Here is a 26,529-nt window from a genome sequence, read left to right on the forward strand (position 1 = left end):
CCAGCAAAGCCTATGGAGGAAGACGATGAAGATCAAACTGACCAGCATCCATGTCGACGACCAGGACAAGGCGCTTGCCTTCTACACCGGCGTGCTCGGCCTGGCCAAGAAGGCCGATTTCAGCAATGGGCCGTTCCGCTGGCTGACGGTCGCCTCGCCGGATGAGCCCGAAGGCACCGAGCTGCAGCTGGCCCTCAACAACCAACCGGCCGCCAAGGCCTACCAGCAGGCGATGTTCGAGCAGAGCCAGCCGGCGGTGATGTTCTTCACCGATGACATCAAGGCTGACCACCAGCGCATCACGGCCAATGGCGGCACGTTCGCCATGGCGCCGACCGAGGTGACCGGCTCGACCATCGCCAAGCTCAACGATGGCTGCGGCAATCTCATCCAGATCACACAGCTGGCGCGTTGGTAGCCGCGCACGGTTTCACGCGTTTTCACGGGAGGTAAGATTGGACTGGAGCAAGTGGATCAGGCAGGCGCATCGCTGGCTGTCGATCATCTTCACGGCGACCGTCGTCGCCAATTTCGTCACCATGGCGTTTGGACAGCCGCCCGCCTGGGTGGTCTATTCGCCACTGCCGCCGCTTTTCCTTATGCTGTTCAGCGGCCTCTATATGTTCGTGCTGCCCTATGTCGGGAAAGGACGCGGGATAGGAAGGGAAGGGTATGGCCAAGTCGACCGGCATCAAGCCTGAGCCGAAGCTGCTTTCCGGCGGCAACCCACAGATCGCCAAGGGCCATGGCGATGCCCCGGTGCAGGCCTATATCGCGGCCATGCCGGGCTGGAAGCGCGCAATGGGCGGTCGCCTCGACACACTCATCGAGCGCGCCGTGCCCGGCGTGCACAAGGCGGTGAAATGGAATTCGCCGTTCTATGGCATCGAAGGCGAGGGCTGGTTCCTCAGCTTCCATTGCTTCACCAGGTATATCAAGGTGGCCTTCTTTCGCGGCATGTCGCTGGATCCGGTGCCGCCGGGCGAATCCCGGAGCCGTGACACGCGCTACCTCGACATCCGTGAGGACGAGCCGTTCGACGAGGCGCAATTCAGCGCCTGGGTGAAGCAGGCCAGCCAATTGCCTGGCGAGCGCATGTGAGTGCTATTGTTCATTTTTTGAGGAGAACGGCATGACCGGATCGCAGGAGAGCAAATCCCCCTCCGAACTGATCGACGGCAGGATCACGGAACTCGGCGACTGGCGCGGCGAGATGCTCGGCCGGCTGCGCGCGCTCATCCACCAGGCCGATCCCGATGTGGTCGAGACGTGGAAATGGCGCGGGGTTCCGGTGTGGGAGCATGACGGCATGATCTGCACCGGCGAGACCTACAAGAGCGTCGTCAAGCTGACCTTCGCCAAGGGCGCGGCACTGCCCGATCCCGCGGCCCTGTTCAACTCCAGCCTCGAAGGCAACACGAGGCGGGCTATTGATTTTCAGAAGGGCGAGGAGGTCGACGAAGAGGCCTTCAAGGCGCTGGTGCGGGCTGCGGTGGCGCTGAACAAGTCGAAGGGCAGAAAGTAGCTGCGTCGCAGATTGTTATCGATCTTCCGACGTCAGCGCTGCCCCTCACTGTCCTGCCGGACACCTCTCCCCGTATAGTGACAGGGAGAGGGAGGCTGTTATCGGTGATTTCGCCAATCTCCAACGCCGCAAGAAAAGCGCCGACAGCGCGTCAAGCCCTCTCTCCCCGTCACTATACGGGGAGAGATGTCCGGCAGGACAGTGAGGGGCAGCGCCGACGCCGGAAGATTGGGCCGCCAGCCACTCCACAAAACCAGCCGCGTTTACGATCTGGGAAGCTTGATGGTGCTAGACATCTCGGAATGATGGCTGGCCGCCTTGGCCGGCCCCGGATGGATTTGCCATGAACAGCCCGATGCGCATGCCGTGGGTGGACACGGCCAAAGGCCTCTCGATCATCCTCGTGGTCATGATGTATTCCGCCTACAACACCGGCGAGTACACGGGCGGCGTCGGCTTCCTGCACTATGTCATCGGCTTCGCGACGCCGTTCCGCATGCCGGAATTCTTCCTGATCTCCGGACTGTTCCTGTCGCAGGTGATCGACCGGCCGTGGCGGCGCTATGTCGACCGGCGCGTCGTCCATTATCTCTATTTCTACGTGCTGTGGGCGATCATCTCGATCGGGCTGAAGATCGGCATCTTCAGCCGGGATCCCGGCGGCATGCTGCACGATCTCGCAATGGCCGTCGTCCAGCCCTATGGCGTGCTGTGGTTCATCTACATGCTGGCGGTGTTCGGCCTCGTCGCGAAGCTTTTGCGGCAATTCCGCGTGCCGGCCTGGATCGTCATCCCGGCCGCTGCCGGCCTGCAGATGTGGGCGCCGCATCCCGACAGCTACGCGCTTGAACAATTCGCGGCCTATTTCGTGTTCTTCTATCTCGGCTTCGTGCTGGCGCCGTTGATTTTCCGCCTCGTCGAGTGGACGCAACCGCGCCCAATGCTGGCCGTCGGCGGCCTGCTCTTGTGGGCTGTCGTCAACGGGCTGCTCGTCTATTCGCCGGGCTATGCCATGCAGCCGGTCGGCATGCAGATGGGCCTGGCGGCATGGCCGCCGCTGCATCTCACTCTGGCCGTCGCGGGCGCCGTGGCGCTTTGCGTGCTCGGCGGCTTCCTGTCGCAATTTGCCGCCATGGAGTGGCTGCGCTGGCTCGGCGAACATTCGCTGGTCGTCTACGTCGCCTTCACCATCCCGATGTCACTCTTCCGCGGCGCCGCACTCGCGAGCGGCCTGCTGACCGACACCGGCATGCTCAGCCTGGCGGTGCTTTTGGTCTCGATCATCAGCCCTGTCGTGCTCTACCTCATCATCCAGCGCGTCGGCTTCGGCATGTTCCTGTTCGAGCGGCCGGCCTGGGCGCATGTCGACAACAGCGCGCCGCAAGCGGCATCGAAGGCGGCTCTGCCTGCCGCCGCCGCCCAATCAAGCCGGCCATAGTCGAGCAACGGGAGGCCAGCCTCAGCCGTTCCGCAGCCACACCAGCATCTCGCTGGGTTCGCGAAATGAGGCTCGGCGCACGGCCAAGCCCGATCGACGATGGGTTCCACTATGCCATGCACGCATCTTCGGTGACTGGCGGGACTGATCGGTGCGAGGCTTGATTGCCACGTGGTTCCCCCGATCCGTCGATGCTTCGCAGCGCCACCTTTCCCCCTTCGGAGGGAAAGGAAGGGAGCTTTGCCGGACGAGCGTTGATGACGGAAGGCCTGGGGCCTTTCCTCTACCCCGTCGATCGGGGGGCCGAAGGACGGGCGAGACCCGTGGCTCGCCCCGGCTAGGTGGCTCGGCGAAGGCGAGACGGAGTTGGGGGTCGACCAGCGCAGCCATTGCCACTCTCGTGGAGGCGAGGACGGCTTGTCAGCGAAGTTTTAAGGGCTGTTGCGCCATGGTGGTCGCCCGCCAGGAGTTTCTCCATGCCCGATCCATCATACAGCCCGAAAGGCCCGGCCTCGCAGCCCGGCAAGCGGTTGGGGCAGGGCAGCGCCGACCAACGGCGCCGCGATGCCGCAACCATCGCCAGGCTCAAGGCGGACCTCGCCGCGAAGGCCGCGCTGATCGCCACGCAGCAGGTTTCGCTGGCCCACAGCCGCAAGATCTTCGACCGGGCGTCGGTCGCGGCGCGCATCGGGGTTTGGGAATGCAGCCTGCCCGACGAGCGGCTGACCTGGACCGATGTGATCTATGATCTGTTCGATCTGCCGCGCGGCGCGGCGCTCGATCGACGCGAAATCATCAAGTGCTATCCGGCGGAATCGCGCAAGGCGCTGGACAGTCTGCGCAGCCACGCCATTGCCGAACGCAGCGGTTTTACCCTCGACGCGGAGATCACCACTTTCGCGGGGCATAGCCGCTGGATCCGTATCACCGCGAGCGTCGAGTGCGAAGCCGGTGTGCCGGTGCGCATCTTCGGCATGAAGCAGGACATCACCGAGGAAAAGATCCTTTCGGACCGGATGCGCTATCTCGCCGAATTCGACGCCATGACCGGGCTTGCCAACCGCGCCCGCTTCCAGGCGCGGCTGGCGCATGCGGATGAAGCCCGTCCGCTCGGCGCGCTGCTTTTGATCGACCTCGACGGCTTCAAGGCGGTCAATGACACGTTCGGCCACGTCATCGGCGACGAGTGCCTCAAGGCGGCGGCCGAGCGCCTTGCCGGCGGGTGCGGCGAGGCGGAACTGGTGGCGCGTGTCGGTGGCGACGAATTCGCGGTGCTGGTCGGGTCGCATCTCGACCGCGGTGCCGTCTCCGGCGTGGCGCGCGACATCATCGAGGCGATGAGCAGGCCGGTCGCGATCCGCGGCCAGTCGCTGAGGCTCGGCGCCTCGGTCGGGATCGCGTTTGCCGGGGCAGGCTTGCCTTGCGACCTGTTCGCGCAGGCCGACACCGCGCTCTATGCGGCCAAGGCGGCGGGCCGCAACACGTTCCGCATCTTCAAGGCGGAAACCGGCGCGAAAGGCCGCAGTGCCGCTGCGTGAGGGGCAAGCTGCAGCCGCCTGCCAGAGCCGCGTTTTCTTTTGTCATGCGGGTGCTCGCGAAAAGGATGCGTTGGCAGGGATGCAAATATCGTGCGCGGATTGTCGCTGCTGCCGGTGATGACGACCCGGGAAGGCATTTTGCAACGTGCCGACAGAACGCGCTCCACGCTTAACTTTTCCGCAAGCATTTGCCGGTTAGGTCGACCGCGATGGCCTCGTGGCGGAGCGGCGACGCTGGAGACTGCAAATCTCTGAAGCCTCGGTTCGATCCCGAGGCGAGGCCTCCAAAAAACCAGCCAATATCGCGTTCTGCGGCCTCATCCAGAGGCCAGATAACAGGGCATGACGAGTTGGAGATGCGTCGTCCCATGCATTGCGAGGGGCGAGCCCGTGGCCTACATTCTTGTATAGGGTAGGGGGGTATGCTACAGACTGGGAATGACACATACCATTCGTGAAAAGCAGAAGCTTTTGGCGCGCGTGCGCCGCATCAGGGGGCAGGTCGAGGCCATCGAGCGGGCTCTCGACAGCGAGGCCGGCTGCGAGGCGGTCATGCATCTCATTGCCGGGGCGCGTGGCGCGATGACCGGGCTGATGGGCGAGGTGGTCGAGGATCACGTGCGCACGCATCTCGTCGATTCCGAGCGCTACCCAGGCGCGCTAGACAACGAAGCGGTCGACCAACTGCTCGATGTCATCCGCACCTATGTAAAGTGAGTTCCGCCATGTCCGCAGCCAACAGTGCCGTCCACAGCCACATGTTCCTTGGCGAGGAACACCAGAAGAGCGAGCGCAGGACCTGGGCCGTGATCTGGCTCTGCGCGATCATGATGGTGGCTGAGATCGTCGGCGGCCTTTTGTTCGGCTCGATCGCCCTTGTCGCCGACGGGCTGCATATGAGCACGCATGCCGGTGCGCTGCTGCTCGCTGCACTTGCCTATACCTATGCGCGCCGACACGCCGGCGACCAGCGCTTCACGTTCGGCACCGGCAAGCTCGGCGACCTCGCCGGATTCACCAGCGCCATCATCCTGGCCATGATCGCGCTGCTGATTGGCTACGAATCCGTCACGCGCCTCTATGCGCCCGTGCCGATCCATTTCGCCGAGGCCATCCTGGTCGCCTGCCTTGGCCTTGCCGTCAACATTGCCAGCGCATGGGTGCTCGGCGGTGGAGATCATGGGCATAGTCATGGCCACGGCCATGCGGCGGAGCATGGGCATGACGACACGCATCGGATCGCCACGACGGATGACGAGCTGGTGCTCGATGTGTTCGAGGACGGCGTGCCGCCGCGCTTCCGACTGCACGCCGAATCCGGAAGGGCTCTGGCTTCATCATCCGTCTCGATAGAAACCGTGCGGCCGGATGGCGCGCGGCAGATTTTCGCATTCAGGGATTTGGACAATGGTCTGGAATCCCTCGAGGAGATTCCCGAGCCGCATGCCTTCGAGGCTATTCTCACGATCGGCGGGCAGACCTATCCGGTCCTGTTTGAAGAGCATGAGCATGCGCACGGCAAGGCGACGCATGACAACAACATGCGCGCCGCCGTCGTGCATGTCGTCGCCGATGCGGCGGTGTCCGTGCTTGTCATCATAGGTCTGCTCCTGGCCCGCGCCTTCGGCTGGCTGTGGATGGATCCGCTCGCCGGCATTGTCGGTGCGTTGGTTATCGCCAGCTGGGCACTCGGGCTGATCCGCGATACCGGCGCAGTCCTGCTCGACATGAATCCCGATCGCAGCATGGCGGAGAATCTGCGCAAGACGATCGAGAGCGAAGGCGATGAGCTTGCCGATTTGCACTTGTGGCGGCTTGGGCCGGGACATCTCGGCGCCATCGTCTCGGTGGTGACACCGACGCGCCGGCAAGAGGACTATTATCGCAGCCGACTTGCGCGGTTCCGGTCATTGTCGCACCTGACGATTGAAGTCAGGAAGGCGGCCTAAGACTGTCGTCAAAGCTGCGTATCTGCATTTGGCATGCAGGGCGCTGGCGAAAAGCGTGCTATGCAAGGGCGCGAGCGTGCTCGCTCCAATTTTTCCCCGACATTCGAGGTCGTTTTCGTGCGTGAACCGTCGCTGCTGCCCGTGTTTGGAAAACTTGGCACCAAGCTGTCCGTCGCGGTCAAGGCGACGCCGGCCGCTTCGGCGGGGATCGTGTCGCGCTTGCGCGAGGCGATGGCCACGCATGGCGGCATGGCGCTGAAGCTGTCGGTGATTGCCTGGACGATATTGGTCCTGGGCACGGTGTTTTTCATGATGCAGGGCTGACCAGCATGGCAAATCGATACGCACTGCGCATGGACTTGCCCCAGAGTTGGGCCATCATCGATGTCTTCACCGGCCAGCCGGTCGAGGTCAGGCAAAGAGTCATGGTCGGCATGAACCCGCGCGACGCCCACGCCATGCTCGATCAGATGAATGTCCGCGACATCAAGCGCCGGGAGAGGGCCGAGCGCAAGCCCTGACCTCTGGCCGTCCCGGGCCATCTGGACCGTTGCAGCTTCAGCCGAAGTCGGCGGCCGTCAACACATACATGCTCTTGCGGGTGCGGTCGTAAGCCTTCGACGCCACGTCGCGGATGGTGCTGCTTTGCGTGTCGAATGTGGCGAGGTAGCCTGCCTCGTTGGCGGCGGTCGCCGGTTGCATCCGGGTCATCGCATCGGCCGCGACCGAGAAGGAAATCTGGAACATGCCGTCATGGCCGACGAAACGGATGCGCTTGCCGGCTTCGTCATAGCTGCGGCTGCGATTGGGGAAGGTGAGGCTCATGTCTTGACCTCCGTTGCGGCGGCCTTCTTGGTCGCCCGCTTCTTCTTCGGCGTCGGGTTCAGGGCTTCGGCGACGCGGTCGGCTTCTTCCTTGGCCAGCCGCAATTCCCGCAGCCTTGCCGTCTTGATCTCCCTTGCCCTTGCCTCGGACATATATTCGGCGGTTGCCTTGTTGCGCTCGGCCGTCTTCTTCTGCTTGTCGACAAAGCGGGCTTCAGCTTTTTCCATGATCGTCTGATTGCCATCGGCCATAGAGCAAATCTCCCTAGTGTGTGAAATCGTGAAAATGAACTTGTCCGATAAATAGGCACTCGACCGGCAAAATTCAATTTTTTGAATTATTTATGCCATGGGCGATATCACGAAACGGCTTCCCGAAATAATACTTTTAAATATTTCATCGGCTCGCGAATAATTTTTGGCACTCCTATCTATCGAGTGCCAAAGCGCCTATAGCAGAGCAGCGGCCGCCTATGCCGGCCCCAGAAAGAAGTTTTCATGAAATTTCGGCCACTCCACGACCGCGTCGTCATCCGGCGCGCCGAAGGCGATACCAAATCGAAGGGCGGCATCATCATTCCTGACAATGCCAAGGAAAAGCCGCAGGAAGGCGAAGTCATCGCCGTCGGCCCCGGCGCGCGCGACGAAAACGGCGCGCTTGTGCCGCTCGATGTCAAGGCCGGCGACCTGATCCTGTTCGGCAAATGGTCCGGCACCGAGGTCAAGATCGACGGGGAGGACCTGCTGATCATGAAGGAAGCCGACATCATGGGCGTGATCGAGAAGAGCGTCGAAGCCAAGAAGGCCGCCTGACTGGAGCGCCGCGCGTTCCGCGCGGGGTTCGTCCACTCCAAATTCGAACGGGATTGAAAAAATGTCTGCCAAGGAAATCAAATTCGCCACCGACGCGCGCGACCGCATGCTGCGCGGCGTCGAGATCCTCACCAATGCGGTGAAGGTCACGCTCGGCCCCAAGGGCCGCAATGTCATCATCGACAAGGCCTATGGCGCGCCGCGCGTCACCAAGGACGGCGTCACCGTCGCCAAGGAGATCGAGCTTGCCGACAAGTTCGAGAACATGGGCGCGCAGATGGTGCGCGAAGTGGCCTCCAAGACCAATGACCTCGCCGGAGACGGCACCACCACCGCCACGGTGCTGGCCGCCTCGATCCTGCGCGAAGGCGCCAAGCTGGTCGCCGCCGGCATGAACCCGATGGACTTGAAGCGCGGCATCGACCAGGCGGTTGCCGCCGTCGTCGGGGAAATCAAGGCCAAGGCCAAGAAGGTCAAGTCGTCGGCCGAGATCGCGCAGGTCGGCACCATCGCCGCCAATGGCGACGCTACCGTCGGCGAGATGATCGCCAAGGCGATGGACAAGGTCGGCAATGACGGCGTTATCACCGTCGAGGAGGCCAAGACCGCCGAAACGGAGCTCGACGTCGTCGAGGGCATGCAGTTCGACCGCGGCTATCTCAGCCCGTATTTCGTCACCAATGCCGACAAGATGCGCGCGGAACTGGAAGAGCCCTACATCCTTATCCACGAGAAGAAGCTCGGCAATCTGCAGGCGATGCTGCCGATCCTCGAAGCGGTGGTGCAGAGCGGCAGGCCGCTGCTGATCATTTCGGAAGATGTCGAAGGCGAGGCGCTGGCCACGCTGGTCGTCAACAAATTGCGCGGCGGCCTCAAGGTCGCGGCGGTCAAGGCGCCGGGCTTCGGCGATCGCCGCAAGGCAATGCTCGAAGACATCGCCGTGCTCACATCGGGCCAGATGATCTCGGAGGATCTCGGCATCAAGCTCGAGAACGTCACCATCGAGATGCTCGGCCGCGCCAAGCGCGTGCTGATCGAGAAGGACACCACGACGATCATCGACGGCGCCGGCACCAAGGCGACCATCCAGGCGCGCGTCGCCCAGATCAAGGGCCAGATCGAGGAGACCACCTCCGACTACGACAAGGAAAAGCTGCAGGAGCGGCTGGCCAAGCTGTCGGGCGGCGTTGCCGTCATCCGCGTCGGCGGCGTCACCGAGTCGGAAGTCAAGGAGAAGAAGGACCGCATCGACGACGCGCTGAACGCGACGCGCGCGGCGGTCGAGGAAGGCATCGTGCCCGGCGGCGGCGTGGCATTGCTGCGTGCCAGGTCGGCGCTATCAGGCCTGACCGGCGCCAATGACGATGTCACCGCCGGCATTTCGATCGTGCTGCGCGCACTCGAGGCGCCGATCCGCCAGATCGCCGAGAATTCCGGCGTCGAAGGCTCCATCGTCGTCGGCAAGCTCACCGACAGCAAGGACCACAATCAGGGCTTTGATGCCCAGAACGAGACCTATGTCGACATGATCAAGGCCGGCATCGTCGACCCGGCGAAAGTGGTGCGCACCGCCCTGCAGGACGCCGGCTCGATCGCGGCGTTGCTGATCACCGCCGAAGCCATGATCACCGACATCCCGGCCAAGGATGCCGCGCCTGCGGGTGGTAATGGCGGTGGCATGGGCGGCTACTAAGGCTCAGCTGGCCGAAAGGCGGCTTCATGGAAGCCGCCTTTCGACCTGAATCTCGCCAAGTCGGCTCTTCTGTGAGCCGGAAGACTACCGCCGGGGGATTGCCTCCCGGCGCACAGGCCTCTAGCCCAGGAGATCGATCCATGATCGTGTTCGCGCAGAAGCCACAGACGGTCGTCACGACCGAAACCACCGAGGAAAGCCGCTTCGACCGCATCCGCAGGATTGCCGCCGACAAGCACAAGAAATCCGATTCCGATACGGCAACGCCACAAAAGGGCGAACCGAAGCGCCCGATGTAAGGCTGCGCCACGGCGCTGCCGGCCGTTCAACCTCAAAGACCACATCGCGGGTCAACGGCGCGGGTTCGATCGTCGCGGGCCGAGCGTGGTCCAGCCAGACACCGTCCTGCCGGCGGTGTCGGCGTGTCCGGTATTGTCATTATATTAGCTTAAGCGCATATTTATCCGGCGGTGTGCCCTTGGCCGCCAACGCGTCGAAGGGCGCCTGCAATTGTTCCGAAAAATAAATCGCTCCGTGACGCTCGAACTGTCGAGCAGCACGAGACATGACATTTGGAGGAAATACCCATGAAAGTGACTATCCTGGCAAACTATGCGCCCCATGCCGCCAAAGGATTGATGCAAGGCTCGGACAGGCAGGCCGCGGTCAAGGCGCTTTTTGAAAGCGTTGGCGGCAAGGTGACCAGCGTGATGTTCACGCGCGGCATCTATGACGTCGTTGTCAATGGCGAGGTGCCGGACCAGTCAGCTGGGATTGGCATGTCCCTTGCGGTGCGGGCGAGCGGCTCGCTGACCGAGATGGTCGTGCTGGAAGAACTCGACATGAAGGCAGTGCTCGCGGCCGCCAAAAAGGCTGCCGGCGCGTACAAACCCGCCGGCTGATGGACTTGCCTTCCTGATCAAGGCAGCACGGCTCGATGCCGTGCTGCCGAGCACCGGACAGGGCATCTTGTTTCGACTTCGCGGCGACGTGAATTCAAGCTAGTATCGCCCGGTGGTCGTTTGGTGCACAGAGCTTGCGGAAACGGAACCGCGATTCTCAGTTCGGAGACAAGCCATGTTTGCGGCCAAGGCCATCGACACCACGGACAAGGCCGCGTTCTACCGCGACCTCGCCGTTCAACTGAAGGCGCTGCTCGAAGGCGAAAGTGATTCGATCGCCAATGCCGCCAACACCGCGGCGCTGATCTTCCAGATGGTGCCCGACCTCAACTGGGCCGGCTTCTATTTCCTGGCCTCGGACGAGGAACTGGTGCTGGGACCATTCCAGGGCAAGCCGGCCTGCGTGCGCATAGCCGTCGGCAAGGGTGTGTGCGGAACGGCGGTCGAACTCGGCACCTCGATGCTGATCAAGGACGTGAACGATTTCCCAGGCCACATTGCCTGTGACGCCGATTCACGCTCGGAACTGGTCGTTCTTCTGGAAGACGAGGAAGGTGTGTTCGGCGTGCTCGATCTCGACAGCCCGCTGCCCGGCCGCTTCGACACGGCCGACCAGGCCGGCATCGAGAAGCTCGCGGCGATCTATGCCGCGTCGAGTTCCTTCGAGGATTAGTCCGCGCCCTGACCGGCCCTTGGTATCGGCCATTGGAAACGGCGAGGGTTGGCGGATGGCCATAGCTTTGGCAGGCCGTGCCCGCCAGTTATGAGCGCCGAAATCGCAGGAAACAGCGAATCTCAAGCCTTTTTTGCCGGCGGCTCCAACTTGATAAGGTTGGCTTTAGCAGTTGGATCACCTTGATCAGCGGCCTTGCGAAATAAGATAAGAGCTTGGGCGGTGTCCTGCTTTACACCACGGCCTTCGAGGTATGCTACTCCGAGGCTATTCTCAGCTTTAGCGTATCCTTGCTCGGCAGCCTTTCTTACCCAGGCCACGGCCTGCACATAGTCTACAGGAACCCCTAGCCCCTTAAAGTACGAAATACCAAGGTCGTACTGAGCACCTGCATCTCCTTGGTCCGCTGCCTTCTGGAACCACGAGTCGGCTTGGGCATAGTCGAGCGTAACGCCGAGACCCTCCCCATAGGCCACACCAAGATCATGCTCGGCGAGGGCATTCCCTTGCTCCGCTGCTTTGCGATACCATGCGATTGCATCAGGATAATCCTGGGCGACACCTTGACCTTTGAAATAAGCCAAACCCAGAAAGTACTGGGCAACGGATGTTCCTTGTTCAGCGGCCTCACGGAACCAAGTGGCGGCTTCTCGATAGTCCTGCGGGACGCCCCTTCCATCTCTGTACAGCAACCCGAGATTGGTTTGAGCGTCCGCTAGTCCTTGACTAGCCGCTTTGCGATACCAAATTTCAGCCTCGGCATAGTCCTGCTTGACGCCCAGCCCACGGTCGTAGAGGTAGGCGAGATTGTGCTCTGCCTGAGCATCACCCTGGTCCGCTGCCTTACGGTACCAAGCGGCAGCTTGAACGTAATCCTCTGTAACACCGTGGCCTTCGGCGTAGGCGGTGCCAAGATTGTCCTGCGCTTTGGGGTCACCGGTGTTAGCAAGGACGCGCCACAACAAGACAGCCGCTGCGTAGTCTCCTCTCTTATAGGCCCGTTCCGCTTGCCCAGCATTGGCGACGCCGGCCACCAGCATGCCGGAGATGAAACAAAGCAACTTGGACAAGCTCTGCACGGTGGCCTCCGATTAAGCGACGAAGTCCGGATTAAGGTCTGACTTTTTGCCACGGTCAACTCTGGGCTAATTGGGCGCGCTATCATCTCTATGCGGCCAGCCGGTGGCTGACTGCCTGATACAGCAATTTTGGCTGGCGCCCCGTCGGCAGGGTGGAGGTGTCCGGACGATGTTCGACGTAATGAAGAGGCCGCTATAGCAAGCTGAAATTAGACCAACTTCACCAGCATCAGGCTGAAGCCGCCGATGAACAGGAAGGCGCAGAAGGCGAGCGCCAGCGGGCGCAGGCCGCGCGAGCGCAGTTGCGAGATGTCGGCCTGCAGGCCCATGGCGGCGAGCCCCATGGTCAGCATGATGGTGGTGGCGAGCGCCACCGCCGACTTCACTTCGGCGGGCACGGTGACCAGGCTGTTCAGCGCCACGATGGCGACGAAAGCGGCGACGAACCATGGCATTGGCGGGCGCGCCCCGGATTGATCGCCTGGCTGGCTGCTGCTCGTCTTGCGGCGCGCCATCAGGCCGAGCGCGATGACCATCGGCGCCAGCATGGCAACGCGCGTCAGCTTCGCCACAGTGGCGATCTCGCCGGACTGGGTGCCGTTCTGGAAGCCGGCGCCGATGACCTGCGCCACCTCATGGATGGACGCGCCGGCCCACAGGCCGAAAGCGTGCTGGTCGAGGCCGAGCAGCGGCGCCAAAAGCGGGAAGCCGAGCATGGCGACGGTGCCGAACAGCGTGATCGAGGCGACGGCGTAGGTCACGTCCTCATCGCGTGCATCGGTGACGATGTTGGTGGCGACGATGGCCGAGGCGCCGCAGATCGAGGTGCCGGCGGCGATCAACTGCGCCAGCTTGCGGTCGACGCCGATCAGCCGGCCGAGCGTGGTGGTGAAGACGAACGTGGCGCCAAGGGTCAGGGCAACGATGCCGACGCCGCTGGCGCCGATCGAGACGACCTGGCCGAGCGTCAGCTGGAAGCCGAGCAGCACGATGGCGAAGCGCAGCAGGCGCTTTTGCGAGAAGGCGATGCCGGCCTTGGCATGGGCGGGCGTGCCGAGCACGTTGGAATAGATCATGCCGGCGACGACGGCCAGGATCATCGGGCTGAACAGGGCAAGCCGGAGACATTGTGCGCCGAGAAGGCGACCGCCGTGATCATCGCCACCAGCACGATGCCGGGGATGATGCCGTTCGACATCGAATCGAGGCGCTTGCGGCCGGCGGCCAGGTCGGCGGAAATCGTGGTTTTCGGAATATCGTTCGCGATGCGGGCGGCGGAAGACAATGCAATTCTCCAGGCGGGTATGCCGGAGGAATGCCATTTCACAATCGATCTTTCCAACGAATTGTTGTGGTTAGAATGATCGATTTTTACGAACGATCGTAGTGGGGGACCAAGTCCGGCTACAACAATTCCTGCCACCGACGCGCGCCATGAACCACGCGCACGATCTCCGCGCCGTCGTCAATCTGGCGATAGAGGATCAGGTAATTTCCTGCAGGGTGCGCAAGCCCCGCCGCACGTCCGGCCGGGCAACACCCATTCCCGGCATGTCGGCGATCCGCTGGCAATGGGCATGGATTTCGTCATACCAGCGCAGTGCCGCCGAGGGACTATGCTCGGCGATATAGAGCGCGATGGCTTCGATATCCGCTTCGGCTTCCGGCCGTAGGCGCAGCGTCATCGCGACGTGCGCTCGGCGATCCTGGCGTCGAGCTTGCTTTTGATCCGGGCGAAGGCTTCGCCACCGTCGACGGCGTTGCCGCTTGCCATGCCTTCATCCCAAAGCCGGCCCAACTCGTCGACAGCCTGATCACGCTGCATCCGGCGAAATTTCCATTCGCGCAGCGCCTCACGCATGACTTCGCTCGCCGAGGCGTATTCGCCCGCCGCAACGACCTGGCGCATCATGCGTGCCATTTCAGGGGTGAGGGCAACGCTCACTTTCTCGACATTGGCCATCTGTGTGTCTCCTGCGACGCAAGGTAGGCAAGTTTACCACCAGCTGCGAGGAGAGACATTCATCGCACCTGAAATCAGAGCTGCGCTTCGATCGCCGCCTTGTCGATGACCGACCAGACGTTCCTGATCCGGTCGTTGAGAAATTCATAAAACACGTTCTCGCTGAAGGAGACCTTTTTGCCGTTGATGGGCAAGCCGAAAAAGGTCCCCTTCGGCGTGCAGTTGAACCGAAGGCGGCTGGCGATGAACGGTGGCTCGGCAATCAGCAGCTGGACGTTGAAATAGAGATCCGGGATTTCCCGGAAATCCCGTTCCAGCATGGCGCGGTAGCCCGAAAGGCCGACCCGGTCGCCATTATAGTGCACCTCGTCATGGACGAAGCGATGCAGCCTTTGCCAATCCTGGTTGTTGAGGCAGTCGATATAGCCTCGATAGAGGTCGGTTTGGGTCACGGCAACGGCTCCGGGTTCGTCAGATCCGGCAAAGATAGAACGACCGTGGAGACAGTCCAGATGGAGCGGGACTATTCCCTGTGCCGCAGCGCGTCGACCAGCAGCGAGAAGGCCGGCGTCGCCTGGCGGCGGCTGGGGTAATAAAGGTGGTAGCCGGGGAAGGGCGGGCACCAGTCGGCCAGCACCCGCACCAGTCGGCCGTCGGTCAATTGCGCCTTCACCTGGTCCTCCGGCAGGTAGGCAAGGCCGAGGCCTGCCAGCACGGCATTCATGCGCAGCCCCGCCGTGTTGAAGATCAACTGTCCCTCGACGCGCACTTTCAGCTCGCGCCCGGCCTTTTCGAATTCCCAGGCATAGAGCCCGCCATAGGTCGGCAAACGCAAATTGATGCAATTGTGAGTGGTCAGGTCCTGCGGCGTGCGGGGCTTTGGGCGCCGGGCGAAGTAGGCCGGCGAGCCGACCACGGCCATGCGCATGTCGGGACCGATGCGAACCGCGATCATGTCGTGCGCCACCTGTTCGCCAAGCCGCACGCCGGCATCGTAGCGCTCGGCGACGATGTCGGTCAGGCCGTAGTCGACGATGATCTCGACCCTGATGTCGGGATAGTCGGGCAAAAGCCTTGATATCGCCGGCCACAACACGGCGTCGGCCGCGTGCTCGCCGGCGGTGACGCGGATGGTGCCGGCGGGCTTTTCACGCAAGGCGCTCAAGGCGGCAAGTTCGGTCTCGATCTCGTCAAGCCTCGGCCCGACGGAGCGCACCAGGCGCTCGCCGGCCTCGGTGGGCGACACGCTGCGCGTGGTGCGGGTGAGCAACCGCACGCCCAGCCGCTCCTCCAGCGCGCGCACCGTGTGGCTGAGCGCCGATTGCGACACGCCAAGCTGTGCCGCCGCCCTGGTGAAGCTTTTTTCGCGCGCAACCGCAAGGAAGGCGGTGAGCTCGTTGAGGTTGTCTCGCGGCATTGATGAGTCTGTCTCATAAGTACATGCCGGATATAGCACCTAATCCAGGCCAATCGCAGCCGCTAAATAAGCGCCATCACAATCGGCTGCCTGAGACCGGCGGGCTTGAAGGCCGCCAGCAGTGTCCTGACCGGTATCGAGAAAGGGGAAACCATGGATATCAAGCGAAGCGGCTCGCAAGCCTCCGGCAAGGGCCCGGGCGACTGGTTCACCGGCACGGTGCGCATCGATCCGCTGTTTGCGGCCATCGCGCCTGCCCGCGCGGCCGGCAATGCCGTTACCTTCGAGCCCGGCGCGCGCACGGCGTGGCACACCCATCCGCTCGGGCAGTTGCTGATCGTCACCGCCGGCTGCGGCCGCGTGCAGCGCGAGGGCGGGCCAGTCGAGGAGATCCGGCCCGGTGATGTGGTCCGCTTCGAGCCCGGCGAAAAGCACTGGCACGGCGCGGCGCCCACCACCGCCATGACCCATATCGCCATCCAGGAGGCGCTCGACGGCAAGGCCGTCGACTGGATGGAGCACGTCAGCGACGCGCAGTACCAGGCCTGAACAAAGGAGCAAGACAATGCAAAAGCGCACACTTGGAACAAGCGGCCTCGAAGTCTCGGCCATCGGGCTCGGCTGCATGGGCATGAGCCAGTCCTACGGGGCACCGATGGCGACGCCGGATGCCGTCCGCCTGATCCGTTCCGCGTTCGAGCGCGGCATCACCTTCTTCGACACCGCGGAGGTCTATGGACCTTTCACCAACGAGGAGGTCGTCGGCGAGGCGCTGCGGCCGATCCGCGACCAGGTGGTGATCGCCACCAAATTCGGCATCGACATCGCCGGCACTGCCGGACATGAAGGCATGGACAGCCGGCCGCGGCATATTCGCGACGTCGTCGAGGCCTCGCTCAAGCGGCTGAGGACAGACCGCATCGATCTCCTCTATCAGCACCGCGTCGATCCGGTCGTGCCGATCGAGGAGGTGGCGGGCACGGTCAAGGACCTGATCAGCCAAGGCAAGGTGAAGCATTTCGGCCTCTCAGAGGCGGGTGCGCGCACCATCCGGCGCGCCCATGCGGTGCAGCCGGTCGCGGCCCTGCAAAGCGAATACTCGCTCTGGTGGCGCGAACCCGAGGAGGCGATCCTGCCGGTGCTCGAGGAACTGGGCATCGGCTTCGTGCCGTTCAGCCCGCTGGGCAAGGGTTTCCTCACCGGCGCCATCAACGCCAGCACGACCTTCGACAGCAGCGACTTCCGCAACACCGTGCCGCGCTTCGCGGAAGAGGCCCGCAAGGCCAACCAGGCGCTGGTCGACGCGATCGTCGCGATCGCGGGCGAAAAGAAGGTGACCCCGGCACAGGTCGCGCTCGCCTGGCTGCTGGCGCAAAAGCCATGGATCGTTCCGATCCCCGGCACGACGAAGCTCAATCGTCTCGAGGAGAACATCGGATCGTGCGGCGTCGCGCTGACGGCGGACGATCTTGCCGGCATCGAAAACGCGGTCTCGGCGATTGCGGTGCAGGGAGAGCGCTATTCGCCGCAACAGGCGGCCAGGATCGATCGCTGAGGCGGAACAGGAAGGAAAATTATCATGACCGAGAACATCAAGGGCAAGGTCGTCGTCATCACCGGCGCCAGCAGCGGGCTGGGTGAAGCCGCCGCGCGGCTGCTGGCGAAAGAGGGTGCCAAGCTGGTGCTGGGCGCGCGCCGCCTCGACCGGCTCGAGGCACTGGCTGGCGAGTTGTCGCTCGGCAAGGATGCCGTCCTGGCAACCGACGTGACCGATGTCGGCCAGGTCCGGCGGCTCGTCGACCAGGCGGTGAAGACGCATGGCCGCGTCGACGTCATCATCAACAATGCCGGCCTGATGCCGCACTCGCCGCTGGAGCGCGGCAAGGTCGAGGACTGGGACCGCATGATCGATGTCAACATCAAGGGCGTGCTCTACGGCATAGCCGCCGCCTTGCCGCATATGAAGACGCAGAAGAGCGGCCATATCATCAACGTGTCTTCCGTGGCAGGCCACAAGGTCGGGCCGGGCGGTGCGGTCTATGCCGCCACCAAGCACGCGGTGCGCATCATCTCCGAAGGGCTGCGGCAGGAGGTAAAACCCTACAACATCCGCACCACCATCATCTCGCCCGGTGCCGTGGCGACGGAGCTGCCCGACAGCGTCACCGAGGCCGATGTCGCGGCGGGCGTGCGCGCGCTCTATGACCGGGTGGCCATCCCCGCCGATTCGTTCGCCAGGACGGTGGTGTTCGCCATGAGCCAGCCCGACGAGGTCGACATCAACGAGATCCTGTTCAGGCCGACGGCGCAGGAGTATTAGGGCGCGGCAGGGATGTTTGACGCTCGCTCGCATTGAAGCGCCGCACGCCTTCGGTGATTGGCGCAAACGTCCAACACTTCGTCATCCTCGGGTCTGCGCCGCGTCGCTTCGCTCCTTGCTCCGCCCGTGGATGACGAAGTGTTGGGGGCGTTGCAAATTTCCAAACCTTGACAGCAATGCCTTTCCTGCTCCAGCTTGGCGCCATGTTCACCCTCGCGCCCACCAACACCAACCGACGCCGCCGCCCTGCACGGAGCGGCAAGCTGAGTGCGCGACGACGAAGGCCGGCAGGATAGATCCGGTTCGTTCGTTTCCAGCCCCGCCCGCGACAACGCCGGCGGGGTTTTTCATGCCTGGAGCCTTGTGATGACAAACAATTCCATCCGGTTTCGGCCGGCCGAAACCGCCGACGCCGCCGCGATCCGGGACATCGTGCGCGCAGCCTATGCGAAATGGGTGCCGGTGATCGGCCGCGAGCCGCTGCCGATGCGCGCCGACTACGACAAGGCCGTGGCCGAGCATCCGTTCGATCTTGCAATCGCGGACGGCCGCGTCGTGGGCATGATCGAAACCGTGCTGGCCGACGACCACCTGTGGATCGAGAATGTCTGCGTGGCGCCGCAGGCGCAGGGCAGGGGCATCGGGCGGCTGTTGCTGGAGCGGGCTGAACAGAAGGCGCTCGAAGCCGGTCGCCCGGAGCTGCGCCTGCTGACCAACGGTGCTTTCGCCGCCAATGTGTCGCTGTACAAATGGCACGGCTATGTGATCGACCGGGAGGAGCCGTTCATGGGCGGCATGACGGTCTATATGAGCAAGAAACTGGCGCGATAGCGGGCAAGCGGAGGAAACGACGGTGGCTGCCAGGGTCAAATTGAAGCAACTTCCCGGGCTGTACGCGATTTCACGGCTCGGGGCGGGCGACGGGATTCCCGGCTGGGCGGACGGGCCGGGCTTCGTCAGCATCACCAGGACCGATGACGAGCTTTCGGTCACGTGCCTGCAGGATCGCGTTCCCGGCACGGTCAAGCACGATCGCGACTGGGTCGCCTTCAAATTGCAGGGGCCCTTTGCTTTCGACGAAACCGGCATCGTGTTGTCGGTCATCCAGCCGCTGTCTGAGAACGGACTGGGCATCTTCCTGGTATCCACCTTCGACGGCGATCATCTGCTGGTGAAAGGGGCGGATCAGGAAGCGGCGAGGCGGCTGTTGGGCGAGGCGGGACATACGCTTGCAATTTGAGCGCATACTGGCGTGATGCAGGTAGCCGTCGAGCCGCTACATGGCCCGACGTCTGTGGCTCAATCACTGGCGTGCTGGCTCAACCACTTCGGGGGTTGCGTTTGACACCGGCGTTTGTGCATCGTTATCTCTAGCTGGATATCACGGCGGGAACGGCCCCGCGGCCCCCCCAAGGAGAAAACCATGTCACACAATCTGCAGTTCTATATCGATGGCGCGTGGGTCGATCCTGTTGTGCCCAACACGCTCGATGTCATCGATCCCTCGAACGAGGATGCCTTCGCGCAGATCTCGCTCGGCTCCAAGGCCGATGTCGACAAGGCGGTGGCCGCCGCCAAGCGCGCCTTCAATACGTTCGGTTTCACCTCGGTGGAAGAGCGCCTCGATATCCTCAACCGCGTCATCGAGGTCTACAAGAAGCGCAGCTCCGATCTGGCTCTTGCCGTATCGCGCGAAATGGGCGCGCCGCGCCAATTCGCGCTCGACAGCCAGGTCGGCGTTGGCCTCGCGCATCTGCAGAAGATGGCCGAGACGCTGAAGACGTTCCAGTTCCGCCACGTCAAGGGCAGCGCGCTGATCGTCAAGGAGCCGATCGGCGTCGTCGGCCTGATCACCCCGTGGAACTGGCCGCTGAACCAGATCACCTGCAAGGTCGGTCCGGCACTCGCCGCAGGCTGCACCATGGTGCTGAAGCCGTCTGAGATCGCGCCGCTCGACGCCATCATCTTCGCCGAGATCATCGACGAGGCCGGCGTGCCGAAGGGCGTGTTCAACCTCGTCAATGGCGACGGCCCAGGCGTCGGCCAGGCGCTGTCCAGCCACCCCGACGTGGACATGATGTCGTTCACCGGTTCGACCCGGGCCGGCATCCTGGTGGCCAAGGCCGCCGCCGACACGGTCAAGCGGGTGCATCAGGAGCTTGGCGGCAAGTCGGCCAACATCCTGTTCCCGGATGTCGACCTCGCCACCGCCGTCTCCAAGGGAGTCGCCGGCTGCTTCGGCAACTCAGGCCAGTCCTGCAACGCGCCGACGCGCATGTTCGTGCCGCGCGATCGCCATGACGAGGCCGCTGCTCACGCCAAGGCGGCAGCGGAAAAGTTCGTGGTCGGCCCGGCCGACGGCGCCAACACCAAGCTTGGCCCTGTCGTCAGCCAGGTCCAGTTCGACAAGATCCAGGACCTGATCCAGAGCGGCATCGACGAGGGTGCGACGCTGGTCGCCGGCGGCCCCGGCCGCCCGGCCGAGCTGAACCGCGGCTATTACATCAGGCCGACCGTGTTCGCCGACGTCACCCATGACATGCGCATCGCGCGCGAGGAGATCTTCGGGCCGGTGCTGGCGATCCTGCCCTATGACACGGTCGAACAGGCGGTCGAGCAGGCCAACGACACCGTCTACGGCCTTGCCTCCTACATCCAGGCCAAGGACATCCAGAAGGCGCGCGACGTCGCGGCACGCATGCGCTCCGGCAATGTCTACATCAACTACCCGACCTGGGACGCCGGCCTGCCCTTCGGCGGCTACAAGCAGTCCGGCAACGGCCGCGAATACGCCGAATATGGCCTTGAGGATTTCCTCGAGATCAAGGGCATCGCGGGGTATGAGGCGGCTGAGTAAGGACCGATAGAGCCCCTACAGGCGGCGCGCGACTTTGTGGGACTTGGGCAATCGCCCGAGGCCGGCGCTGCCCCTCACCTGCCTGCCGGCATCCTCCCCGTATAGTGACGGGGAGAGGGGTGCTGTCATAGCCGGTTTCGCCAATCACCAGCGTTGCAAAGGTGGACGCCAGCGTTGCGGCCAGCCCCTTCTCCCCGTCACTATACGGGGAGAAGTGCCCGGCAGGGCGATGAGGGCGGCGCCAGCTTCGGCGATGGGTGGCCTTCATCACAAGCCAAAGCGATCGTTGATCCGGAGCAATCGCCTTTTGAGCTCCGCTAGCCGTTTCTTGCCAATTGGCAAATACATGCTATATGTATGCCAATAGCAGGGTGAGCAAATGCAGCTTCAATCGATCGTCACGACGCCGGCCACGGTCGACAGCGCCATCTCGGATGAGGAGGCGGGGGCGCTTGCGCGCACCACGGTCAATTTGTTCAAGGCGTGGGGCCTCACCGACCTCGAGGCCTGCATCCTGCTCGGCGGCATGTCGGCGCGCACCTGGGCGCGGTGGAAGGAGGGCGGCATCGGGCGGATCGACCGCGATTTGCGCACCCGCATGGCGCATCTGATGGGCATCCACAAGGGCCTGCGCTATCTCTTCACCGAGCCGGCGCGCGGCTATGCCTGGATCCGCAAGCCCAATGCCACTTTCGGCGGCCAGTCGGCGCTCGACCTGATGCTGCGCGGCGAAATCTCCGATCTTGCCGCCATGCGCGAATGGCTCGATGCGGAGCGTGGTGCATGGTGAGTGGACTCGCGGTCCGGCGCCGCGTCCACTGGCCCCAGACCTATCGCATCATCCGTTCCATCCATCCGCCGATCGACCTGTTCGAGGACATCGCCGATCCGCGCGACTGGGAGGCGCTGGCCTCGGTCGAGGAGAAGACCAATCCGCGGATCCGGCTTGAGATCGGCGACCTCGGCAAGGTGGCGGCGGCAAGGCGGGTGTCCGGCCCCGGCGCCAGCTTCGTCATGGCGCCCTTCGTGCATTGTTCGACGCTGCGGCCCGGGCGCTTCTCGGATGGCAGCTACGGCCTCTATTATGCCGGCGACAGCGAGGATGTGGCGCTGGCCGAAACCATCCACCATCACCAGAATTTCATGCGCGCCACCAAGGAAGATCCGGGCTGGACGGCTGACTTTCGCGTGCTGATCGGCAGCGTCGACCGCGACCTCGATGACGTCAACGCCGTGCCCGGCGTGCTCGACCCGGACGATTACACCGCCTCGCAGGCGGAAGGGCAGGCGCTGCGGGCGCAAGGCAGCGACGGGCTGGTGTGGAACAGCGTGCGCATGCCTGGGGGGCAATGCATCGGCATCTTCTGGCCTGATGTCATCCCTGTTCCGGTGCAGGGCCGGCATTACAGCTACCACTGGGACGGTGCGCGCGTCGACTTCGTGCGCCAGCACGATACCGGCAAGGTGCTGGCGGTCGTGTGACTGCATGGCGGCGCGTTTCGCCGCTGGCGGCGGCAATTCCGGTTCGTGCCCTGGCCGGAGATCAATATGCCGTGATTGCCGCAAATAAGGGCATGGATTTCCTGCCATATCGCCTCCGCCCGATCTATATATCGATCGAGATCGATGCGGGTGAAGATGGAACATGACATCATATTGAAGGCGCTGGCGCATCCGGTTCGGCGCGATGTCCTGGCGTGGCTGAAGGAGCCTGAAAAGCACTTCACCGCGCAGGAGCATCCGCTCGAAATGGGCGTCTGCGCCAGCCAGTTCGAACGTTGCGGCCTGGCGCAGTCCACCGTGTCGGCGCATCTGGCGACGCTTGCGTCGGCCGGCCTCGTCACCACGCGGCGGGTCGGCCAATGGGTGTTCTACAAGCGCAACGAAGAAACCATCGCCGCCTTTCAGGCCGCCTTGTCCGATCTCTGACGATCCTCCCCGCTTCCTCCCCCGAATGCATGAAAGGCATTTCTCATGGCTACCCTTTTTGATCCCCTGCGGGTCGGCGACCTGGCGCTGGCGAACCGCATCGTCATGGCGCCGCTGACGCGCAATCGCTCACCCAATGCGGTGCCCGGCGACCTGTCGGTGACTTATTACAGCCAGCGCGCCACGGCCGGGCTGATCGTGACGGAGGCCACCGCCATCAGCCATCAGGGCCAGGGCTACGCCGACGTGCCCGGTCTCTATGGCGCGGATCAGCTTGCCGGCTGGAAGCGCGTCACCGACGCCGTCCATAAAGCCGGCGGCAAGATCGTGGTCCAGCTCTGGCATGTCGGGCGCATCTCGCACACCGCGTTGCAGCCCGGCGGCGGCAAGCCGGTGGCGCCGTCCGCGATCAGGGCGAACTCCAAGACTTTCCTGGTCAAGCCCGATGGCAGCGGTGAGTTCGTCGAGACCTCCGAGCCGCGCGCGCTCGATGCGGCCGAACTCCCCGGCATCGTCGATGATTTTCGCCGCGCCGCCAAGGCGGCGATCGAGGTGGCGGGTTTTGACGGCGTCGAGATCCATGGCGCCAACGGCTATCTCATCGACCAGTTCCTGCGTTCCGGCACCAACCATCGCACCGATGATTATGGCGGCTCCATCGAGAACCGGACGCGATTCCTGTTCGAGGTGGTCGACGCGGTGACGGGCGCTGTCGGTGCCGGCAGGACCGGGATCAGGCTGTCGCCGGTGACGCCCGCCAACGACACTTCGGATGCCGATCCGCAGCCGCTTTTCAACCACGCGGTGGCAGGCCTGGGCGGCCGCGGCCTGGCCTATGTCCATATCGTCGAAGGCGCGACCGGCGGCGCGCGCGATTTCAGCCAGGGCGACAAGCCGTTCGACTACGAAGAACTCAAGGCCAGCTATCGCAAGGCCGGCGGCACAGGTGCCTGGCTGGTGAACAATGGCTACGACAAGGAGTTGGCCGAAAAGGCTGTCGCCGACGGCTATGCGGACCTTGTCGCGTTCGGCAAGCTGTTCATCGCCAATCCCGACCTCGTCAGCCGGCTGAAGCGCAATGCCGACCTGAACACCCCGGACAAGGCGACGTTCTATGGCGGTGATGCCAAGGGCTATACGGACTATCCGACGGCGGCCTGAGCCGCCCATCGGAACGGCCGGCTCTCGATGGGGAGCCGGCCGCCATCGCGCTGATGCGCGGCCGGATTTGGCCGAGACGCGCGGGCATTGAACTGGCCTGACTTGACCGGATTTCTTTTCCACGGTGACTTGCGGCGATAGGGAATTTGCCTGATCAAGTCGACATGGGGCTCTATCGCATTTGACCGGAGAAGCATGCTTGATCCCTGTGACGAGGAAGGGGGCAATGGCGGACCACCTCGTCGGCGACTGGAGAGTCCGCCGCACCATGATCGATTTCCTGACCGGCGCGACCCATTGCTTCGCCGGTGACGCCGTCGTCACGGCCGATGCCTTCACCGAGTATGGAACCATGCGCATCGGATCCCAGGAAATGCCGGCAAGCCGGCGCTACCGGCTCGAGCCGGGCGAGCGCTCGGTGCGCATCCTTCATGCCGACGGCCGCGACTTCATCGAGCTAGGGCCGGAGCCGGCGCAGACCGTCCGCCATCTCTGTGGCGCCGATCTCTATGTCGGGCGTTTCTTCTTTCGCGGCCGGGACGAATGGGTGGAGGCGTGGCGGGTCAAGGGGCCGCGCAAGAACTATGCGAGCCTTGGGTGGTTTCGCCGACAGGCCGATTCATCGTCCCGCTTGGGCGAAGGGCATAGGGCAAAAGTCCATGCCTTGCAGAACGCTCTCATTGCCTGAGAATCATTCGCCATGGAGATGTGCGATGAGTGACAAGACCTCGGGCCGGCCCGGCATCCTTGAAAGCGCGGCGATCGTGCTGGCGGTCGCGGTGGCCTCGCCTGCCGTGGCGCGGGCGCAGCCTGGTTTGCGGGAATGCACGGCATCGGCCGTTGCCGTCAGCCGCGATGCCGCGCCAAGACTCAGCTCTGATGCCGACGCGACGGACATGCTGCAGCATGACTGATCCCGCGGAGAAGGTGCGGTCGTGCTGAGCGCCGGCGTCATCGCGTGGATCGGCGGCGTTTTTCTGGCCGCCGGCTTCGTCAAGGGCGTCGTCGGCATGGGGTTGCCGACCGTGGCGATAGGGCTGCTGGCGGTGACGATGCCGCCGGCCGAGGCCGCCGCGCTGCTGCTGATTCCGTCGCTGGTCACCAATCTCTGGCAGTTGTTCACCGGCCCTTCCTTCGGTGGGCTCATCAGGCGGCTGTGGACGATGATGGCCGGCATCATGCTGGGCACCGTCGCCGGGGCAGGGGTGCTCACCGGCGCGCATTCGGGCGCTGCCTCGGCAGGGCTCGGCGCGGCGCTGGTGCTCTATGCCTTGCTCGGCCTGTTCAAGTCTGGCTTCACCATGGCGGCGCGCCACGAGGCCTTGATGTCACCGCTGGTCGGTGTGGCGACAGGGCTGGTCACCGGCGCCACCGGTGTCTTCGTCATCCCGGCGGTGCCCTATCTGCAATCGCTGCGGCTGGAGAAGGAGGACCTGATCCAGGCGCTCGGCCTGTCCTTCACCATATCGACGGTCGCGCTCGCCATCGGCCTGCTGCGGACAGGCGCCCTGGCGTCGCCGGCGACGCAACTGACGGGATCGGTCCTGGCGCTGGCGCCGGCGCTGGCCGGCATGTTCATCGGCCAGGCACTGCGACGGACCATGGGCGTCGAGACGTTTCGCACGGTGTTCCTGATCGGCCTGCTGGTGCTGGGCGCCTACCTCGCGGGGGAGGCGCTGCACTAGCCGGAAATCGCTTGTGCGCCTTCGATGAGTTGGCGGGCGATCTCCGGAACCTTGTCCTGCACGAGGTCGCCGACGGGCACGACGACGACCAGACTGCCCAGGATGCGCTTTTCCGAGTTGAAGATCGGCGCGGCGATGCCGGCGTTGCGGCTGTCGACTTCGCCCGCCGAGAAGGAATAGCCCTGCTGGCGGATGGCCTTCAGCGTCTTGCGGAAACTTGCCCAGTCATTGCCGAGGCCGGCGGCGGCGATCTCCGCCGCATTGGCCAGCATCAGGCTGCGCAGCCGGTGGTCGGGCAAATGCGCCAGGATCGCCTTGCCGGCGGCGCCACGCAACAGCGGCATCGGCCTGCCGCGATCGTAGCTGGTCAGCACGGTGCGGTCGGGCCAGGCCTGGGCGATGCAAACGACGTTCTTGCCGTAATAGGCGCAGACCATGAGGTTGCCCTTCAGCCGGGTGACCATCTCGTCCATTACGTCGCCGGCGCGGTGCAGCAGCGGGTCGTTGAGGCGGATCTGGCGGTCGAGCTGGATGATGCGGGCGCCCAGTGTAAAGCCGCGCTGTATGTCGGGCGCGATCAGGCCGGCGGAGCTCAGCGTCTTCAGGTAGCGATAGGCGGTGGGCACCGAACAGTTCAGCTCGGCGGCGATCTCCTCCACGGTCAACGCCGTGCGGTCGCCGTCAAACAGGTCGAAAATGGCGACCATGCGCGTAAGGCTGTCCATGCGAAGACCGAACTCCTGTCTGGCAATCGTGACAGTGT

The 26,529-nt window shown here is 63.8% G+C and carries 36 protein-coding genes, 1 tRNA gene and 2 pseudogenes; 30 read left to right on the top strand and 9 right to left on the bottom strand.

The genetic code is table 11. From position 1 onward, the window contains the following. The first annotated feature begins 25 nt into the window (after nt 1-25). The 11 genes from AC07SZ_RS32450 to AC07SZ_RS32500 all read left to right on the top strand — a co-directional run bounded on the left by AC07SZ_RS32450 (nt 26) and on the right by AC07SZ_RS32500 (nt 6,971). Nucleotides 26-418 (top strand): VOC family protein, encoded by a 393-nt coding sequence (locus AC07SZ_RS32450; protein WP_056570929.1) that lies wholly within the window; start codon nt 26-28, stop codon nt 416-418. A gap of 37 nt (nt 419-455) precedes the next feature. Further along, a complete protein-coding gene (locus tag AC07SZ_RS32455; RefSeq protein WP_056570931.1) occupies nt 456-701 on the top strand; it encodes a hypothetical protein in 246 nt (81 codons plus the stop codon). Next, nucleotides 673-1,101: a DUF1801 domain-containing protein gene (locus tag AC07SZ_RS32460; RefSeq protein WP_056570933.1), complete on the top strand. Its 429-nt coding sequence runs from the start codon at nt 673-675 to the stop codon at nt 1,099-1,101. The genes AC07SZ_RS32455 and AC07SZ_RS32460 overlap by 29 nt, the downstream gene beginning before the upstream one ends. Nucleotides 1,102-1,132: 31 nt before the next feature. Beyond that, on the top strand, nt 1,133-1,525 hold the full coding sequence (locus AC07SZ_RS32465) for a DUF1801 domain-containing protein (RefSeq protein WP_056570935.1): 393 nt from the start codon (nt 1,133-1,135) through the stop codon (nt 1,523-1,525). Nucleotides 1,526-1,868: 343 nt separating this feature from the next. Next, entirely contained in the window at nt 1,869-2,963 is a 1,095-nt protein-coding gene (locus AC07SZ_RS32470) for an acyltransferase family protein (protein ID WP_494917526.1), read from the top strand. A 476-nt stretch (nt 2,964-3,439) separates the two neighbouring features. Continuing rightward, on the top strand, nt 3,440-4,501 hold the full coding sequence (locus AC07SZ_RS32475; protein ID WP_494917527.1) for a diguanylate cyclase domain-containing protein: 1,062 nt from the start codon (nt 3,440-3,442) through the stop codon (nt 4,499-4,501). A 211-nt stretch (nt 4,502-4,712) separates the two neighbouring features. Continuing rightward, nucleotides 4,713-4,788, top strand: a tRNA-Cys gene (locus AC07SZ_RS32480). Nucleotides 4,789-4,939: 151 nt separating this feature from the next. Further along, complete coding sequence (locus tag AC07SZ_RS32485) at nt 4,940-5,218, top strand: metal/formaldehyde-sensitive transcriptional repressor (RefSeq protein WP_494917528.1); 279 nt, start codon at nt 4,940-4,942, stop codon at nt 5,216-5,218. Between the two features lie 8 nt (nt 5,219-5,226). Continuing rightward, a complete protein-coding gene (gene dmeF, locus AC07SZ_RS32490) occupies nt 5,227-6,450 on the top strand; it encodes a CDF family Co(II)/Ni(II) efflux transporter DmeF (protein ID WP_494917529.1) in 1,224 nt (407 codons plus the stop codon). Between the two features lie 117 nt (nt 6,451-6,567). Then, nucleotides 6,568-6,774: a hypothetical protein gene (locus AC07SZ_RS32495; protein WP_494917530.1), complete on the top strand. Its 207-nt coding sequence runs from the start codon at nt 6,568-6,570 to the stop codon at nt 6,772-6,774. A gap of 5 nt (nt 6,775-6,779) precedes the next feature. After that, nucleotides 6,780-6,971, top strand: coding sequence for a hypothetical protein (locus tag AC07SZ_RS32500; RefSeq protein ID WP_056570941.1), 192 nt, complete (start codon nt 6,780-6,782; stop codon nt 6,969-6,971). Nucleotides 6,972-7,008: 37 nt separating this feature from the next. Here the strand turns inward: AC07SZ_RS32500 and AC07SZ_RS32505 are convergent, their stop codons facing one another. Both AC07SZ_RS32505 and AC07SZ_RS32510 read right to left on the bottom strand, forming a co-directional pair. Next, a complete protein-coding gene (locus tag AC07SZ_RS32505) occupies nt 7,009-7,275 on the bottom strand; it encodes a DUF1488 family protein (RefSeq protein WP_056570943.1) in 267 nt (88 codons plus the stop codon). Next, complete coding sequence (locus AC07SZ_RS32510; protein WP_056570945.1) at nt 7,272-7,526, bottom strand: hypothetical protein; 255 nt, start codon at nt 7,524-7,526, stop codon at nt 7,272-7,274. The genes AC07SZ_RS32505 and AC07SZ_RS32510 overlap by 4 nt, the downstream gene beginning before the upstream one ends. A 246-nt stretch (nt 7,527-7,772) precedes the next feature. Here AC07SZ_RS32510 and AC07SZ_RS32515 point away from each other — a divergent pair, with 246 nt between their 5' ends. The 5 genes from AC07SZ_RS32515 (at nt 7,773) to AC07SZ_RS32535 (ending at nt 11,355) form a co-directional block, all read left to right on the top strand. Next, nucleotides 7,773-8,087, top strand: a complete 315-nt coding sequence (locus AC07SZ_RS32515; protein WP_019859661.1) for a co-chaperone GroES — start codon at nt 7,773-7,775, stop codon at nt 8,085-8,087. Nucleotides 8,088-8,148: 61 nt separating this feature from the next. Next, entirely contained in the window at nt 8,149-9,780 is a 1,632-nt protein-coding gene (gene groL, locus AC07SZ_RS32520) for a chaperonin GroEL (RefSeq protein WP_494917531.1), read from the top strand. 140 nt (nt 9,781-9,920) lie between these two features. Next, nucleotides 9,921-10,079 carry a hypothetical protein gene (locus AC07SZ_RS32525; RefSeq protein WP_019859659.1) on the top strand — a complete coding sequence of 53 codons (159 nt, stop codon included), beginning with the start codon at nt 9,921-9,923 and terminating at the stop codon, nt 10,077-10,079. A gap of 288 nt (nt 10,080-10,367) precedes the next feature. Next, nucleotides 10,368-10,682, top strand: coding sequence for a GYD domain-containing protein (locus AC07SZ_RS32530; RefSeq protein WP_056570949.1), 315 nt, complete (start codon nt 10,368-10,370; stop codon nt 10,680-10,682). A gap of 175 nt (nt 10,683-10,857) precedes the next feature. Then, nucleotides 10,858-11,355, top strand: coding sequence for a GAF domain-containing protein (locus tag AC07SZ_RS32535; RefSeq protein ID WP_494917532.1), 498 nt, complete (start codon nt 10,858-10,860; stop codon nt 11,353-11,355). Between the two features lie 122 nt (nt 11,356-11,477). Here the strand turns inward: AC07SZ_RS32535 and AC07SZ_RS32540 are convergent, their stop codons facing one another. The 6 genes and pseudogenes from AC07SZ_RS32540 to AC07SZ_RS32565 all read right to left on the bottom strand — a co-directional run bounded on the left by AC07SZ_RS32540 (nt 11,478) and on the right by AC07SZ_RS32565 (nt 15,814). Then, complete coding sequence (locus AC07SZ_RS32540; protein ID WP_056570953.1) at nt 11,478-12,434, bottom strand: SEL1-like repeat protein; 957 nt, start codon at nt 12,432-12,434, stop codon at nt 11,478-11,480. Between the two features lie 209 nt (nt 12,435-12,643). After that, nucleotides 12,644-13,632: pseudogene (locus tag AC07SZ_RS32545) on the bottom strand (YeiH family protein). Nucleotides 13,633-13,838: 206 nt separating this feature from the next. Further along, nucleotides 13,839-14,119, bottom strand: a pseudogene (locus tag AC07SZ_RS32550) (type II toxin-antitoxin system RelE/ParE family toxin). After that, nucleotides 14,116-14,397 carry a type II toxin-antitoxin system ParD family antitoxin gene (locus tag AC07SZ_RS32555; RefSeq protein WP_056570957.1) on the bottom strand — a complete coding sequence of 94 codons (282 nt, stop codon included), beginning with the start codon at nt 14,395-14,397 and terminating at the stop codon, nt 14,116-14,118. The pseudogene AC07SZ_RS32550 and the gene AC07SZ_RS32555 overlap by 4 nt, the downstream one beginning before the upstream one ends. A gap of 74 nt (nt 14,398-14,471) precedes the next feature. Further along, on the bottom strand, nt 14,472-14,849 hold the full coding sequence (locus tag AC07SZ_RS32560; protein WP_494917533.1) for an ester cyclase: 378 nt from the start codon (nt 14,847-14,849) through the stop codon (nt 14,472-14,474). A 71-nt stretch (nt 14,850-14,920) separates the two neighbouring features. Next, entirely contained in the window at nt 14,921-15,814 is an 894-nt protein-coding gene (locus AC07SZ_RS32565; protein WP_494917534.1) for a LysR family transcriptional regulator, read from the bottom strand. A 153-nt stretch (nt 15,815-15,967) separates the two neighbouring features. Between AC07SZ_RS32565 and AC07SZ_RS32570 the strand changes: the two genes are divergently transcribed. The 14 genes from AC07SZ_RS32570 (at nt 15,968) to AC07SZ_RS32635 (ending at nt 25,766) form a co-directional block, all read left to right on the top strand. Continuing rightward, nucleotides 15,968-16,363: a (R)-mandelonitrile lyase gene (locus AC07SZ_RS32570; protein ID WP_115142549.1), complete on the top strand. Its 396-nt coding sequence runs from the start codon at nt 15,968-15,970 to the stop codon at nt 16,361-16,363. 16 nt (nt 16,364-16,379) lie between these two features. Further along, on the top strand, nt 16,380-17,369 hold the full coding sequence (locus AC07SZ_RS32575) for an aldo/keto reductase (RefSeq protein WP_494917535.1): 990 nt from the start codon (nt 16,380-16,382) through the stop codon (nt 17,367-17,369). A 24-nt stretch (nt 17,370-17,393) separates the two neighbouring features. Further along, the gene (locus tag AC07SZ_RS32580; RefSeq protein ID WP_056570968.1) at nt 17,394-18,134 is read left to right on the top strand and encodes an SDR family oxidoreductase; all 741 of its coding nucleotides are present in this window, start codon (nt 17,394-17,396) and stop codon (nt 18,132-18,134) included. Nucleotides 18,135-18,497: 363 nt separating this feature from the next. Next, the gene (locus AC07SZ_RS32585; protein WP_162258923.1) at nt 18,498-18,965 is read left to right on the top strand and encodes a GNAT family N-acetyltransferase; all 468 of its coding nucleotides are present in this window, start codon (nt 18,498-18,500) and stop codon (nt 18,963-18,965) included. A gap of 22 nt (nt 18,966-18,987) precedes the next feature. Beyond that, nucleotides 18,988-19,374 carry an ACT domain-containing protein gene (locus AC07SZ_RS32590; RefSeq protein WP_494917536.1) on the top strand — a complete coding sequence of 129 codons (387 nt, stop codon included), beginning with the start codon at nt 18,988-18,990 and terminating at the stop codon, nt 19,372-19,374. 183 nt (nt 19,375-19,557) lie between these two features. Then, nucleotides 19,558-20,991 (top strand): aldehyde dehydrogenase family protein, encoded by a 1,434-nt coding sequence (locus tag AC07SZ_RS32595; protein WP_494917537.1) that lies wholly within the window; start codon nt 19,558-19,560, stop codon nt 20,989-20,991. Nucleotides 20,992-21,370: 379 nt separating this feature from the next. Next, on the top strand, nt 21,371-21,781 hold the full coding sequence (locus tag AC07SZ_RS32600) for an antitoxin Xre/MbcA/ParS toxin-binding domain-containing protein (protein ID WP_494917538.1): 411 nt from the start codon (nt 21,371-21,373) through the stop codon (nt 21,779-21,781). Then, the gene (locus tag AC07SZ_RS32605; protein WP_056570978.1) at nt 21,775-22,473 is read left to right on the top strand and encodes an RES family NAD+ phosphorylase; all 699 of its coding nucleotides are present in this window, start codon (nt 21,775-21,777) and stop codon (nt 22,471-22,473) included. The genes AC07SZ_RS32600 and AC07SZ_RS32605 overlap by 7 nt, the downstream gene beginning before the upstream one ends. Continuing rightward, complete coding sequence (locus AC07SZ_RS32610) at nt 22,470-22,640, top strand: hypothetical protein (RefSeq protein ID WP_155772433.1); 171 nt, start codon at nt 22,470-22,472, stop codon at nt 22,638-22,640. Before AC07SZ_RS32605 ends, AC07SZ_RS32610 begins: the two co-directional genes overlap by 4 nt. Further along, the gene (locus AC07SZ_RS32615) at nt 22,630-22,920 is read left to right on the top strand and encodes an ArsR/SmtB family transcription factor (RefSeq protein ID WP_056570980.1); all 291 of its coding nucleotides are present in this window, start codon (nt 22,630-22,632) and stop codon (nt 22,918-22,920) included. Before AC07SZ_RS32610 ends, AC07SZ_RS32615 begins: the two co-directional genes overlap by 11 nt. A gap of 45 nt (nt 22,921-22,965) precedes the next feature. Beyond that, complete coding sequence (locus tag AC07SZ_RS32620; protein ID WP_056570983.1) at nt 22,966-24,081, top strand: alkene reductase; 1,116 nt, start codon at nt 22,966-22,968, stop codon at nt 24,079-24,081. Nucleotides 24,082-24,307: 226 nt separating this feature from the next. Continuing rightward, on the top strand, nt 24,308-24,769 hold the full coding sequence (locus AC07SZ_RS32625; RefSeq protein ID WP_056570985.1) for a DUF6314 family protein: 462 nt from the start codon (nt 24,308-24,310) through the stop codon (nt 24,767-24,769). Between the two features lie 25 nt (nt 24,770-24,794). After that, nucleotides 24,795-24,995, top strand: coding sequence for a hypothetical protein (locus AC07SZ_RS32630; protein ID WP_494917539.1), 201 nt, complete (start codon nt 24,795-24,797; stop codon nt 24,993-24,995). A gap of 21 nt (nt 24,996-25,016) precedes the next feature. After that, nucleotides 25,017-25,766 (top strand): sulfite exporter TauE/SafE family protein, encoded by a 750-nt coding sequence (locus tag AC07SZ_RS32635; RefSeq protein ID WP_494917540.1) that lies wholly within the window; start codon nt 25,017-25,019, stop codon nt 25,764-25,766. Here AC07SZ_RS32635 and AC07SZ_RS32640 read toward each other — a convergent pair. After that, the gene (locus tag AC07SZ_RS32640) at nt 25,763-26,491 is read right to left on the bottom strand and encodes an IclR family transcriptional regulator (protein WP_494917541.1); all 729 of its coding nucleotides are present in this window, start codon (nt 26,489-26,491) and stop codon (nt 25,763-25,765) included. The genes AC07SZ_RS32635 and AC07SZ_RS32640 overlap by 4 nt on opposite strands. Nucleotides 26,492-26,529 lie beyond the last annotated feature (38 nt).

The sequence above is a fragment of the Mesorhizobium sp. GW821-FHT07A06 genome, from assembly GCF_059419085.1.